The sequence below is a fragment of the Leclercia sp. UBA2479 genome, assembly GCF_002341985.1.
Taxonomy (GTDB): Bacteria; Pseudomonadota; Gammaproteobacteria; order Enterobacterales; family Enterobacteriaceae; genus Enterobacter; species Enterobacter pneumoniae.
Genome location: NZ_DDPB01000008.1, coordinates 24927 through 38295, shown reverse-complemented (window position 1 = coordinate 38295; position 13369 = coordinate 24927). Strand labels below are relative to the sequence as shown.

Below are 13369 nucleotides of genomic sequence, written 5' to 3'. Positions count from 1 at the left end.
CGCGGCGACCTTAATTCAGCAGATAAATAATTACAATCGTCGTTGCTGCAGAATCAGGGGTCACTCACTTTTCGCTGCGGCCTGAAGGCTATCAGGTGCCTGGCGAGAACTAAGCAACGAATCAAGAGGGGGTTACAATACACCTCTGCGCGCCACCAAAACAACATCAATTTGATAACATTTAATTTACTTTTAAGGTTATTTATAAGGCGTGACGCAGGCATGTTCCTGGATAACAAAATTTGATAAAATCCCGCTCTTTCATAACATTATTTCAGCCTAAGTTTGGGCAGATAGTTTGCATAAAAATTCATCTATGTGCATAATAATGTTGTTTCTACCGCCATATTTCGGGTGACTTATGCGAACCTCTTCAAAACAAGAAGAATTAGTGAAGGCGTTTAAAGCGCTACTTAAAGAAGAAAAATTCAGTTCCCAGGGTGAAATCGTCCAGGCCTTGCAGGAAGAGGGCTTCGATAACATCAATCAGTCGAAAGTCTCGCGCATGTTAACGAAGTTTGGCGCGGTGCGGACTCGCAATGCCAAAATGGAGATGGTTTATTGCCTGCCAGCCGAGCTTGGCGTTCCGACCACCTCCAGCCCGCTGAAAAATCTGGTACTGGATATCGATTATAACGACGCGGTTGTCGTCATTCACACAAGCCCGGGGGCTGCACAGCTTATCGCGCGCCTGCTGGACTCGCTGGGTAAAGCAGAAGGCATTCTTGGCACTATTGCCGGGGATGACACTATCTTCACCACCCCGGCCAATGGTTTCTCGGTCAAAGACCTTTATGAAGCCATCCTGGTGCTGTTCGAACAAGAACTCTGATCCCCCTTCCCTGCTGCTCCTGGCAGCGGGGAACCTACTGCCACAAACGCCCTTCTCCCTACATTCTGTTGCTTATTGCTTTCACATTTAGTGCGATTTCCTGCCATTTGACATTCATGTGGTGAATGATAAACCGTAAAATCGCACAAAAAATCAAAGTACCCTATCCCAATGATTTTTAAAGCTATACACCACCAATGTGACGAAGAAGTGACCATTTTAATTCATTTTAGTTATAAAAAACGCCGTGCTTAATACGTAATTTCAGGGGAAACAATTAGCATGGTATTAATTTTTGCCGTTATTAGTGTATACTTGGTTTTGTGATGAGGGTCACGAAATGAAAGGCCCTATAAAAAATACGACGAGGAAAAAAATCATGAAAATCAAAACAACTGTAGCAGCGCTTAGCGTCCTGTCCGTTCTCTCTTTCGGTGCCTTTGCGGCTGATTCCATCAACGCTGAACAGGCACAGTCTCGCCAGGCTATCGGCACCGTTTCTGTTGGTGCAATCGGTACGTCACCAATGGATATGCGTCAGATGTTGAACAAAAAAGCGGAAGAACAGGGTGCCTCTTCTTACCGTGTGATCGAAGCGCGCAGTGGTGACCACTGGCACGCAACCGCAGAGCTGTATAAATAAGTTCTGGTAATAAGCACTAATAATTCACTCAACGGCGGCAGATATAAAAATAGCGGTTTAATCCTTCATGCCGTTGAGCAAAACAACTTCTGGAGTAATGACTATGAAAATGAAATCTATCATCGCCACACTGGGTTTAGCCTCTGTTATTTCCTTCGGTGCCAGCGCGGCTGTGCAACAAGTGAATGCCGATCAGGCGCAAAACCTGCAATCCTTGGGTAGCGTATCCGTATCACAGGTTTCTGGCTCGCCAATGGATATTCGCCATGAACTGGCGGCAAAAGCTGAAAAAGCAGGTGCCAGCAGCTATCGCGTCACTGAACTCACTCAGGGCGATCACTGGCACGCCACCGCAGAACTGTATAAATAAACCCTCGTCGTACTCCGCGTACGACTTGCCCCTGCCTGTCAGGGGCTTTTTTATGTCTACGGCCGGACATTGAACCGAATTTGCCCTTCCAGCTCCTCTTCTGCCTCATCAAACAGCAAAACCAACGCCCCAAAACGCCTGCGTAGCTTCTCGGGGAGATGAATGAACTCAATCTCCAGCGGTACAGGGAGCGGGTGAGTCGTTACCACATCCCACAAGGAATCCAGGTTGGCGACCTTCCCTTTTTCAATGCCGAACACCCGCGAGAACTCGCGATAAAAGTCTTCCTGACTGTCGATTTCATCAAAATCAAACGTGTAGATATTCATTGTCCGCCACCCCGTAAAGGTGGGCGGCATAGCCGCCCCGACGATTATAATCCCCCGATATGCAGGGTTTTGACTTCAAGAAACTCTTCCAGCCCCAGTACCGAGCCCTCACGACCCAGCCCTGACTCCTTCACCCCACCAAATGGTCCAAGCTCAGTTGAGACCGCGCACTCGTTAATACCGATCATGCCGCTTTCAATGGCCTGAGACACCCGAAATACGCGCGACAGATTCTGGGTATAAAAGTAGGCAGCCAGACCAAACGGCGTGTTATTGGCTCGCTGGATCACCTCATCTTCTGTAGTAAAGCGGAAGCATGCTGCCACCGGCCCGAAGGTCTCTTCGCTGGCCAGCTTCATACCTTCATGACAATCTCCCAGCACCGTAGGCTGCCAGAAATTGCCGCCCAGGCTGTGCGGTTTACCGCCTGCCAGCACGGTTGCCCCTTTAGCGACTGCGTCTTCCACATGCTCGCGCACCTTTGCCACGGCAGAGGATTCAATAAGCGGCCCGACTACGATGCCCTCCTCCAGTCCATTACCCACTTTCAGCGCATTGACCGCCTCAGCAAGCTTGTTAACAAACTCGTCGTACACCGATTCCTGAATATAGAAACGGTTAACACTCACGCAGACTTGGCCTGCGTTACGGAATTTGTTAGCGATGGCTCCTTTTACGGCAGCGTCAATATCGGCATCGTCGAAGACGATGTACGGCGCGTTCCCCCCCAACTCCATGGAGACTTTTTTCATGGTCTCTGCGGCGTTGCGCACCAGGGTTTTTCCAACCTCAGTAGAGCCGGTGAAGGAGATTTTTCGCACCTCATGGCTGGCCATAATGGCGTCGCTTATCTCATGCGTATTGCCCGCAACGGCATTCAGCACACCATCCGGCACGCCCGCTTTTTTCGCCAGCGTCAACAGTGCAAAGGCACTAAGGGGAGTGTTGTTCGCCGGTTTGATCACCCCCGTACAGCCGGCAGCCAGCGCCGGACCGAGCTTGCGGGTCAGCATGGCCATGGGGAAGTTCCACGGCGTGATGGCTGCCACCACGCCAACGGGTTCGCGAGTAGCAAGGATCCGGGAGCCGGGTTTAATGGGTGGGATAATTTCACCGTTTGCACGCTTGGCCTGCTCGGCAAACCACTGGATAAAGCTCGCCGCGTATTCTACCTCGCCTTCGGCCTCTTTCAGGGGTTTGCCCTGTTCCGTGGTCATCAACTGACCAAGCCAGCTTTTGTTTTCGATGATGAGTTCATACCAGCGATAAAGTATCGTCGAGCGCTCTTTAGCGGTTTTCGCCCGCCATGCAGGAAACGCCTTACTGGCCGCAGCGATAGCCTCTTCGGTCTCTTTGGTGCCCGCTTTCGCCACTTTGGCGATCACCTCGCCGGTAGCCGGATTGAGCACATCGAAGGTGGTGTCGAGCGTTTTCCAGACGCCATCAACCAGATACCCGGTTTGAAAAAGCGCACTGTCCTGGAGAGTCTGCGTTGTCATGGTGTCCTCCCTTTCTGGATTTAAAAACTTGCCAGACTAAGTATAGCCACAAAAAAACCGACGCTTTGGGCGTCGGTTTTTGCGGGAGAATTAGCTGTCGGTAAGGGCATTTTGATACCGATGCAGCATACTGACCAGCCGGTTTACCGGCTCGGTCACCTGCGGCGGTGCTTCCCAGATACGCAGTTTTTCCTGATAGACATCCAGCTCTTCCAGGAGTTGGCCAAAGTAGCGTCGGCGTTTGTCGTCGCTGGAGGCCGCAATCACGTGATCCGCGGTGCGACGCAGTTGGCGGTGAAACGCAGAGAGATCGTCATTCACCGGTACCGGCGCATTACGCAGTCGCTGATGGGCAATGATTAACGTCAGCGCCAGACGGAACTTGGCGATATCTCCCGGGAACTTCGTCAGCAGTAAAAAGAGCTGCTGATAGAGCGCAGGCAGATGGTTCTCTTTACGCCGGGCAGTGTTGGTGGTCATCGCCGAGACGGCGGCCGAAACAAATTGATTCAGCAAAACGCGCCCGGTGCGGGCCTGCGAGTTATCGCGCACCAGCAGAATCACCATCATCGCCAGGAAACAACCCACAATCTGCCCCAGCGCACTATCCAGAAACTGGCTGAAGTGGAAGGTCATGGGGTTATCCAGCACGATGATGTTAATGGTACTGGCCAGCGCCCCCAGCGATCCCAGTCGACGCTTTTGCACCTCGATACCAATAAAGAAGGCCATCACTGCCAGACTGAGGCAGAGCAGGAACATGCTTTGTTGAGTCGAGGGGATCACCACCAGGAAATAGAATGCCCCCAGCGGCAGCGCCGCAATGGTGCCATACAGGAAATCCAGCGCCACCATGCGTGGATTGGGAAGTCGCATTGCCAGCGAAGTCACCACCGCAATCATTACCATCGCCCCGCTGCCGGAGGTCCAGCCGGTCCAGAGCCAGAACAAAGTACCGAGCATACAGGCAAGCGTTGTACGCCAGAAGTTGACCATGGCGTGGTGGCGTTCCGCCGATTCGGCTTTTACGACCACTTCGCCTGCCAGCACCTCTTCTTCCGTAGCGCTGATTTTGGTGTTACCGATGACGCCCCGCTTAAGAAGCAAATAGCGTGTCGCCGCGCCTACCCAGCTATAAATGGTGATGGGCGTATCACGTTCGCCAGTCCAGGCAATGACCCGACGCATGCGTTTTAACTGTCGGTGCACATCCTGCACCGTCTCTACCGGCTCTTCAAACAGTTCGCGGAAGGTGTCGGTGATGGCTTCCGGGCGGCTATTTTGAATAAGATAGGTTTCGCAAGCCTGGGTGATCAGCGTTAAGGAGACGGTGTTAAGCGCTTTCAGGCGCCGATTAGCTCGCGACCAGCGAGAAGATTCCATATTGAGGTTGCTGCGCATCCCCTCCAGCGCGGTGGTACGGCGCACCAGCGCCCCCCAGGCATTATCCACCGCTTCGCTGTCGCCATGTTTGATACAGAGCTGCATCAGCTGATACTGAGCAACGATCAGCGCATCCAGCTCACGGTCGACTTCCTGTTTGATGGATCGCGGCGAGAAGAGCAGATCCGCGACGATCGCACAGACAATACCAAGCACAATTTCACTACAGCGCTCAACCGCAAACTGCGGCGTGAGCAACGGCTCGGTCTGAATAGTGATAACAATGATCAGCGCCGTATAGCCAGAAAGCCCCCAGGCGTAGGAGTTTTCGACACGGATCAATGAGGAGACCCAGGTACAAAAACCGGCCCAGATGCAGCACACCATAATCATTAGCAGCGGGGTGCGGATCATCAGAATGATGATGGTCAGCGCGGCGATACAGCCAATGAAGGTACCGACAATACGTAACATCCCGCGATAGCGGATAGCGCCTGAATAGGGTTCGCCCCCGGCCGCGAACGCCGGGCCGGCCGCGACGATTGCCGCCGTCAATACCGCCCAGCGCGGGGTCTCCAGATTGAAGTGAAAGCCAACAAACAGCGCCAGCACAATGGCGCAGGCCAACTTAATGGCGAAGCGTAAATGCTGGTTGGCGATGGAGAAGATGCCCATAGTGATTAACCGAACTCACGCAGGCGATGCGCCATTTTACGGAACCATGAATCCTGGCTGGCATCACGATCTTTCTCGCCGGTGATCACCACCGTTGCCGTCGTGCCTGCCGGCCACAGGTTGCCTTGCTCTTCATCCAGACGGATACGTACCGGTACACGCTGGGCCAGACGCACCCACTCCAGATTAGAGTCAACGGTGGCCATCCCTTTGCTGTCACGGGTTGCGCTGGCGTTTGTCACGCCTGCCGCCACGCTATCTACCGTACCTTTCAGTACGCGGTTGCTGCCCAGAGGCGTAATCTCTGCCCGATAACCCGGGCGTACCCCCTCCAGCTTGGTCTCTTCCATATAGGCCAGCACGTAGAAAGAGCGTTGCTTAACCAGCGCCACTGCGGTCGAGCCGCGGGTAATAAATTCGCCAGTATAGACGTTCAGGTTCGTCACCCAGCCATCGGCCGGGGCGCGAATCACGGTGCGTTCCAGATCCAGTTTCGCCAGATCGCGGGTCGCTTCAGCTTTTGCCTGCTGATGCAGGACGGTTTGCAGCACGTTGTTAGATTGGTCAATCTCTTCACGGGACATGGCCTGCACGCCTAACTTGTTACGGCGTCCGGCTTCACGACGTTTCTCCGCGGCCAGCGCTTTGTAGTAGGCAACATCTGCTTCAGCCTCTTCCAGCGCTTTCTGATAACGTGGCTGATCGATGGTAAACAGCACCTGGTCTTTCTTCACCAGCTGGTTGTCTTTAATATTCACTGAGGTAATCAGCCCTGCGACGTCAGGCGCAATCGCCACGATATCGGCGCTAAAACGCGCATCACGCGTCCAGGGTGACTCGGTGTAGTAGACCCATGCACGGAAAATCGCGATGAACGCCAGTACGACCAGCGCCAGGGTGATAGCGGTACGAGAGATTTTTCTTGTTAGTGTTTTCACATCTACCTCAAACAAACAAACGCGATATCAGATAAAACAGGCAGCAGTACAGCGCGGTATTGAACAATGCAGGGTGCCAGACGAAATCATAAATGCCGGTCGGCGTCAGCACCTTACGCACCAGCCAAAAAATCGCCAGTGATAAAAGCAGTTCAAAAAATATCGGTGGGAACGACAAACCGAACACCACGATAACGGGAAACAGACTCATGTTGACCTTGGTTAGAGAGCGAGCAGGCGAAAGATTTATTGAGCTGCGCCACCGCATTAAGGGCAAGAAAAGCCGGGCGAGAGTGGCGTAGCTGCCGGGTTATTAATAGTATATTAGCGTAACTGTTATGCTGTTATCTATAATATGTGATCTAAATCACTTTTAAGCCAGAGTGAATAATGGAACGTTTAAAACGCATGTCCGTTTTTGCCAAAGTCGTTGAACTGGGCTCATTTACTTCCGCTGCCCGGCAACTACAGATGAGCGTCTCGTCGATCAGTCAGACCGTCTCTAAACTGGAAGATGACCTTCAGGTAAAACTTCTTAACCGCAGTACCCGCAGTATCGGCCTGACCGAAGCCGGTAAAATTTACTATCAGGGCTGCCGCCGTATGCTGCATGAAGCGCAGGAGGTGCACGAGCAACTCTACGCCTTTAATAACACCCCCATTGGTACCCTGCGTATCGGTTGCTCTTCCACTATGGCACAAAATGTCCTCGCCGGTATGACGGCAGAGATGTTGAAAGAGTACCCAGGCCTGTCAGTTGATCTGGTGACCGGCATTCCGGCACCGGACCTGATTGCCGACGGTCTGGACGTGGTGATCCGCGTAGGCGCGCTCCAGGATTCCAGCCTCTTCTCCCGGCGACTGGGTAGCATGCCGATGGTGGTTTGTGCCGCCAAAAAGTACCTTGTGCAGGCCGGGATACCGGATAAACCTGCCGATCTCAGTAACCACTCCTGGCTTGAGTACAGCGTGCGTCCGGACAACGCGTTTGAGCTGGTGGCGCCAGAGGGGTTATCGACAAAGTTGATCCCGCAGGGACGGTTTGTGACCAACGATCCCATGACCTTAACGCGCTGGCTGGTGGCCGGCGCCGGGATCGCTTATGTACCGCTAATGTGGGTGATCAATGAGATCAACAGCGGCGAGCTGGAGATCCTCTTCCCGCGCTATCAATCCGATCCGCGTCCGGTTTATGCGCTTTATACTGAAAAGGATAAATTGCCGCTGAAGGTGCAGGTCTGTATTAACTATCTGACAGATTACTTTGTGGACGTGGCGGAGCTGTATCGGGCAATGCGGGAAAAAAGGAAGGAGTAGCAGGCTCCTCTTCCCGCAGGAAGAGGAGCAGAGTTGGATCAGGCCGTGCCGCCCACCGTCAGGTTATCTACTTTCAGCGTCGGCTGGCCTACGCCAACCGGCAAGCTTTGCCCCTCTTTGCCGCACACGCCCACGCCGTTATCCAGCTTGAGATCGTTGCCGACCATAGAGATTTGCTGCATCGCTTCAATACCCGAACCAATCAGCGTCGCCCCTTTTACCGCTTTGGTGACTTTGCCTTTCTCAATCAGATAGGCTTCTGAAGTTGAGAAGACAAATTTACCGGAGGTGATGTCCACCTGGCCACCGCCAAAGTTCGGGGCATAGATACCGTAATCGACCGACTCGATGATCTCTTGCGGCGTGGATTTTCCACCCAGCATGTAGGTGTTCGTCATACGCGGCATCGGCAGATGGGCATAAGACTCACGGCGACCGTTACCGGTAGGTGCCACGCCCATCAGACGCGCGTTGAGTTTGTCCTGCATGTAGCCTTTCAGCACACCATTTTCAATCAAGACGTTGTACTGCCCCGGCGTCCCTTCGTCATCGATTGAGATAGAGCCACGGCGATCGGCCATGGTGCCATCATCGACAACGGTACAAAGTTCAGACGCCACCAGCTGACCCATCTGGCCGCTGAAGACTGAAGTACCGCGACGGTTGAAGTCACCTTCCAGACCGTGACCGACCGCTTCGTGCAGCAGCACGCCCGGCCAGCCTGCGCCCAACACGACCGGCAGAGTGCCCGCGGGTGCTGCAACGGCGGAGAGATTTACCAGCGCCATGCGCACGGCCTCTTTCGCCCACGCGTCGGCACGCATTTCGCCATCCGCATCGGCAAGGAACCACTCATAACCGAAACGACCGCCGCCGCCGCTTGAGCCGCGCTCGCGTTTACCATCCTCTTCAACCTGTACGCTGACCGACAGACGCACCAGCGGACGAACATCGGCAGCCAGGGTGCCATCGGTGGCGGCCACCAGGATCAATTCATAAACACCGCTCAGGCTGGCGCTCACTTCCTGTACGCGCTTATCCGCCGCACGGGCGACTTTGTCTACGCGACGCAGGATGTCCAGTTTCTCTTCGCGGCTCATGCTCTGCAGCGGATCGATACTGGTATAAAGCGCCGTATGTGATACTTCGCCAAGGGTTTTTGCTTGTCCGTTGCCCGTCTCACGCACGATGGTACGAGCGGCCTGTGCGCTCTGAGTCAGCGACGCCAGGCTAATCTGGTCAGCATAGGCAAAACCGGTCTTCTCACCGCTGACCGCGCGGACTCCCACGCCCTGGTCGATGTTCCAGGAACCATCTTTGATGATGCTGTCTTCTAACACCCAGGACTCGTGATAGCTCGACTGGAAATAGAGATCGCCGTAGTCGAGACGGCGTTCGGTCAGTTGACCAAGAATAGAGAACAGATCCTGATGACTCAGGCCGTTCGCTGCCAGCAAATGTTCACTTACCAGGTTCAGACTCATCGTTTTGCTACTCGTTGTTCGTTGCCGCCCACGAGGCGGTAATTAAGATCTTATCTATTGAGAGTGAGGCAATTAATTGCCCGCGTCAAATCATTGCTGTGCATCTTTGCGCGGCTGGCGCAGGACTTCATTAATCTGCGGTTTATCTACCGGGCCAGTGATGCGATAGCGCAGAATCGAGACCTTGTTCCACAGTGGTCCTAACACCCTACTGGCTGCAAACACCGCAGCGCCCACAATCGGGTTAACCGCAAAGGCCGCCGCCACGCCGACGGTAGCGGAGATCTCCGGCGCGACAACCGCTTCCATATCCAGTTCGCGACGCACCAGGTTGACGGAGCCTTTCATAGCGATGTCAGCTTCCAGCCCATCAACCAGGGTGTCGTCCGTATGCAGTACCCCGTCCTTGATCCAGGCGGTGCTACGGATGGCATCGTAGTAGAAGCCTTCATTAAAGGTATCGCTAAAGTCGAAGCGCAGCTTACGCAGCAGGGCATCAAAACTCAGCAGACGCAAAATTTGCCCGGCATGGCCGGTGCTTACGTCGGCAATATGGCCCTTTCCAAGCCGCGCTTTGATGATTCCGTTCAGCGAGGCCTCATCCGGTTGCCACGGCGGATTGCGCCAGTGCAGGTCATAATCGACATCAAAATTCGAATCGCGAACCGGTGTGGTGACCCCAAAGAAGCCTGCTGCGGCATCCAGCTTATTACCTTTCACCTGCCCTTTCAGCGAGGTACGTTGCTCGCTCGCACTGTTTACCCATTCACCGTTCACCGTCAAACGGCCAAAGCCAGTATCCAGCAGCCCGTCCGTCAGGGACAGGGTGTTGCCCTTAATAGCAAAATCGCCGTCGATGCGACCATATTTTTGTCCCCACAGCCAGCATTCAGCACAGCGCAGTTGAAGGTCAGGCAGGCCGGTAAAATCGATGCGTTTATTCGCCGCGAAGGGGATTGCGTTAGTGTCGTTACTGCCCGTCGGTGAGGCCGGGTTGAAATAGAGGTAGCGGATATCAGCCAGCCATGGGGCGGCATCTCGCATCGTTAGCGTCGCGTTGATTTCACGACCATGCGCCTCGACCGTCGATCCCGTCGGCGTCGGTCGGGAGACAATGCTCAAGTTGTTCCACTGCTGTCCGCCCAGCGCCAGCGAAGGGGTCCGAACGGTGATCTGCTCCGGGAATTGCGCGGCATCATCCACGTTTTTCCCCACCCCTTTTTGTAACAATCCAAGCCACTCGGCGCCATCCATCGCTGGCAAATTCAGTTCAACGCCAGGCTGATCCGGTAGCGGCGGGAGGGTGCGGCTATCAGAGGTCCAGATTGCCCGATCCAGCGTTAGCTTGCGATTCAGCAGCCAGCGGCTGTTGAAGTGGTTATTGGCACCGGCGTTGCCCGTCAGGGTAAAACTGTTAAGGTTGCCATCGACATTGATTTTGACCGGTAATGCTTCACCTGCGCTCTTGTTCAGCGGAGAAGGTAAGTGACTGCTTACATTCTTCAGATCGCTGGTGATATCTACCTTATATTTCGCGCTGCCACGGTACGGCAGATCAATTGCCACTTTCCCCTGCCATGGCAACGAGCCGCTCACCGCTTCACTGACCGGTTTTGGCAGCACATCCATACGGGCTGGCTGCCAGTTAGCATCCAGATTCACCGCGACCTGATACGCCTTTTCCCCCTCGGTGGTCGAAAAGTCGATAGTGACCGGCTGCTTAAACCAGCTTGCCGTCAGGGGTTCACTCTTCAGATTGCCATTCACAAAGCTGAACTGGCCACTCAGGTTATTGATGGTGCTATTGAGGGGTTTAATAAACAGATCGTTGTCGTGCAGATGCACGTCGCCTTCAGCGGTGGTCATTTCACCGTCGAGCGGAATATCCAGATGTAAGCGAGCATTCACATCACCATCAAGCTGGAGCTCATCCAGGGTCGTAGCCAGGGAATCCTTCAACGGAGTCTCTGCAAAATAGGGCCCAACGGCCTTACCCGGCCCGTTGATATCGGCATCAATCAGCAATTTTTCTTTTGAGTAATCGGGGATAACCGCCTTCAGGTTGCTGGCAGTCACGCCGCCCAGCGCCACGCTGTCGCTCTTCATCCACAGGCCGTCGTTGATGAAGTTGAGTTCGATATCGAGATTCTTTAGCGCCGGCCAGTCCGGCTGGAAGGCAAAGGTCGCGTTATGCAGCGGGACCAGCACCTGGAACTGGCCTTCATTATGTTTGTATGGGAACAGGTGCGGGTTACCGCCATAGACCAGGGTAGCGTTGTCCGCCTGGCCCCCCTGAATCGCACCGCTCAGGTAATCCACCAGATCCTTGCCCATCAGGTTTTCGGGAAAATAGCGCCAGGCCTGCGACCCATCATCCGTGCTAATACCCGCCAGAATGCCCAGCCAGGGTTCTTCGCCCTGAGGCTGCATATAACGGAAGTCGCCCCGGGCATGTACCGCTTTCGCTTTCACATCAATATGGCGGCCATCCAGCTGGAACCCTTTTTCGTTCTTTAACCAGTTGAGCGTTGCGGTCCCTTTCTCAATCTCCAGCGGGGCGCGGAAGACCGTTTCATAAGGCATGACGGCATTATTCATCTGGCCGGTCAGACGGCCATCTTCAACGCTCCCTTCCAGGGTTCCGCTGAAATGTTCTGCCCCTGGCAGCAGCTTCCACTGTTTCCAGGCGAGGTCGGTCCAGGCGATGTCGAAACGGGTTTTCTCGGTAGCCTGCAGAGGAATATCCAGCGCCAGCGAGTTAATGGCCCCGACCGGCTGTGTCGCCTGCCACACTTCTCCCAGAGCCGGTGAGAGTTTAGACGCCATTGAACGCAATCCTTCAAGCCCTTCCAGCTCGAGGTTACTGGCGCGAATACGCAACTCATCGCTGCGCTTGCTATTTTTGCCGCCGACTTCTTGTTCCGGGATCCACGCCAGCGCCAGCGCGCCACGCGGCCAGGGTTTATCATCCAGCGTGATGCGGGTATCAGGAATAGCAAACTGCCAGCCTTCGCCAGCGCGGGTAATATGCGCGGTGAGGTTATCCACCATAAGTCGATGCTGACGATCTTCACCCGGCCAGCTCGCGCCGCCCTGCTTCAGCCAGATGTCCCCACCGGCGATCTCGCCTTTACTGAGGGTCATCCAGCCTTCAATGCTGAACCGCGCCGTCTGCAGCTGCATATCTTTCTGCAGCCATTCACCCAACCAGGGTTTAACATCTACGTCGTCAGCCTGCATCCACACTTTGCCATTGTTTAGCAGACCGCTGTCATCATCACGCAGGTCCATACGTACCTGCACGATCCCGTGCTGACCGTTCAGGCTGGAGAGGCTGACCTGTCCCTCGGCGCGATGGCGATCTTTACCGTTAAGCCAGGTCAGTTGCGGGATCGCCAGTTCGGCACGCTGGCCAGAGAGGGTAATAAAACTCACTTCGCTGTCGCGCAGATCGAAATGATCGAACTGGCGTAAAAAGAGATCGCTAATACGGTTTGCTTCAAACCCACCGCTCTGTTTGTCATTACTTAACGGCGTATTGGTTACAAACTTCAGCTGATAAAAGGTGAGATCGCGAAACTGCCAGCGCAGGTGCAACAAGCTTTGCCAGACATCCAGAGCGAGGGTGACGCGGCTTATTTTCAGATAGCCGCCATCCTTCAGGCCGGCATTGATGTCATGAACGTCGAGGGTGGGGCCGAAATTTTGCCAGGTGGCGTTGAGCTTACTGGCCTCAATCGGCATACCGGTCGCAGATCCCAGTTTAGCCAGCACCTGCGGGCGCCAGCTATCCAGATGCGGCAATACGAGACGCAGCCCGCTTACCAGCAGCGCGACAATCACAATCAGCGTTGCCCCTGTAAGCAATAAAATCCCCGGCAGTCGCCTCACGCGTCGCT

11 protein-coding genes are annotated in these 13369 nt (G+C 54.4%); 4 read left to right on the top strand and 7 right to left on the bottom strand.

The window, feature by feature from the left end:
* The first annotated feature begins 361 nt into the window (after positions 1–361).
* The 3 genes from argR to yhcN (B3B59_RS08445) all read left to right on the top strand — a co-directional run bounded on the left by argR (position 362) and on the right by yhcN (B3B59_RS08445) (position 1845).
* On the top strand, positions 362–832 hold the full coding sequence (gene argR / locus B3B59_RS08455) for a transcriptional regulator ArgR (RefSeq protein WP_046885760.1): 471 nt from the start codon (positions 362–364) through the stop codon (positions 830–832).
* Between the two features lie 379 nt (positions 833–1211).
* The gene (gene yhcN, locus B3B59_RS08450) at positions 1212–1475 is read left to right on the top strand and encodes a peroxide/acid stress response protein YhcN (protein ID WP_040073841.1); all 264 of its coding nucleotides are present in this window, start codon (positions 1212–1214) and stop codon (positions 1473–1475) included.
* Between the two features lie 103 nt (positions 1476–1578).
* Positions 1579–1845 (top strand): peroxide/acid stress response protein YhcN, encoded by a 267-nt coding sequence (yhcN, locus tag B3B59_RS08445; protein ID WP_046885759.1) that lies wholly within the window; start codon positions 1579–1581, stop codon positions 1843–1845.
* A gap of 56 nt (positions 1846–1901) precedes the next feature.
* Here yhcN (B3B59_RS08445) and B3B59_RS08440 read toward each other — a convergent pair whose 3' ends face one another.
* From B3B59_RS08440 to aaeX, 5 genes are all read right to left on the bottom strand, one after another.
* Entirely contained in the window at positions 1902–2174 is a 273-nt protein-coding gene (locus B3B59_RS08440) for a barstar family protein (RefSeq protein WP_040073839.1), read from the bottom strand.
* Positions 2175–2218: 44 nt separating this feature from the next.
* A complete protein-coding gene (locus B3B59_RS08435; RefSeq protein WP_286808704.1) occupies positions 2219–3673 on the bottom strand; it encodes an NAD-dependent succinate-semialdehyde dehydrogenase in 1455 nt (484 codons plus the stop codon).
* A gap of 90 nt (positions 3674–3763) precedes the next feature.
* A complete protein-coding gene (gene aaeB, locus B3B59_RS08430; protein ID WP_212476793.1) occupies positions 3764–5731 on the bottom strand; it encodes a p-hydroxybenzoic acid efflux pump subunit AaeB in 1968 nt (655 codons plus the stop codon).
* Between the two features lie 5 nt (positions 5732–5736).
* Positions 5737–6669, bottom strand: coding sequence for a p-hydroxybenzoic acid efflux pump subunit AaeA (gene aaeA, locus B3B59_RS08425; RefSeq protein WP_040073836.1), 933 nt, complete (start codon positions 6667–6669; stop codon positions 5737–5739).
* Between the two features lie 7 nt (positions 6670–6676).
* On the bottom strand, positions 6677–6880 hold the full coding sequence (gene aaeX / locus B3B59_RS08420) for a p-hydroxybenzoic acid efflux pump operon protein AaeX (RefSeq protein WP_040073835.1): 204 nt from the start codon (positions 6878–6880) through the stop codon (positions 6677–6679).
* A 179-nt stretch (positions 6881–7059) separates the two neighbouring features.
* Between aaeX and aaeR the strand changes: the two genes are divergently transcribed.
* Entirely contained in the window at positions 7060–7986 is a 927-nt protein-coding gene (gene aaeR / locus B3B59_RS08415) for an HTH-type transcriptional activator AaeR (RefSeq protein ID WP_040073834.1), read from the top strand.
* 38 nt (positions 7987–8024) lie between these two features.
* On the opposite strand, the gene tldD is transcribed toward aaeR, so the two are convergent.
* Both tldD and yhdP read right to left on the bottom strand, forming a co-directional pair.
* Positions 8025–9470 carry a metalloprotease TldD gene (gene tldD, locus B3B59_RS08410; protein WP_286808700.1) on the bottom strand — a complete coding sequence of 482 codons (1446 nt, stop codon included), beginning with the start codon at positions 9468–9470 and terminating at the stop codon, positions 8025–8027.
* 90 nt (positions 9471–9560) lie between these two features.
* Entirely contained in the window at positions 9561–13361 is a 3801-nt protein-coding gene (gene yhdP / locus B3B59_RS08405) for an AsmA2 domain-containing protein YhdP (protein WP_286808698.1), read from the bottom strand.
* Positions 13362–13369: the final 8 nt, after the last annotated feature.

What these genes read in the sequence shown, in the direction of transcription:
- yhcN (WP_040073841.1), top strand. Translation starts at nt 1,212, where the DNA reads ATGAAAATCAAAACAACTGTAGCAGCGCTTAGCGTCCTGTCCGTTCTC.
- aaeR (WP_040073834.1), top strand. Translation starts at nt 7,060, where the DNA reads ATGGAACGTTTAAAACGCATGTCCGTTTTTGCCAAAGTCGTTGAACTG.
- tldD (WP_286808700.1), bottom strand. Translation starts at nt 9,470, where the DNA reads ATGAGTCTGAACCTGGTAAGTGAACATTTGCTGGCAGCGAACGGCCTG.
- argR (WP_046885760.1), top strand. Translation starts at nt 362, where the DNA reads ATGCGAACCTCTTCAAAACAAGAAGAATTAGTGAAGGCGTTTAAAGCG.
- B3B59_RS08435 (WP_286808704.1), bottom strand. Translation starts at nt 3,673, where the DNA reads ATGACAACGCAGACTCTCCAGGACAGTGCGCTTTTTCAAACCGGGTAT.
- yhcN (WP_046885759.1), top strand. Translation starts at nt 1,579, where the DNA reads ATGAAAATGAAATCTATCATCGCCACACTGGGTTTAGCCTCTGTTATT.
- aaeB (WP_212476793.1), bottom strand. Translation starts at nt 5,731, where the DNA reads ATGGGCATCTTCTCCATCGCCAACCAGCATTTACGCTTCGCCATTAAG.
- B3B59_RS08440 (WP_040073839.1), bottom strand. Translation starts at nt 2,174, where the DNA reads ATGAATATCTACACGTTTGATTTTGATGAAATCGACAGTCAGGAAGAC.
- aaeX (WP_040073835.1), bottom strand. Translation starts at nt 6,880, where the DNA reads ATGAGTCTGTTTCCCGTTATCGTGGTGTTCGGTTTGTCGTTCCCACCG.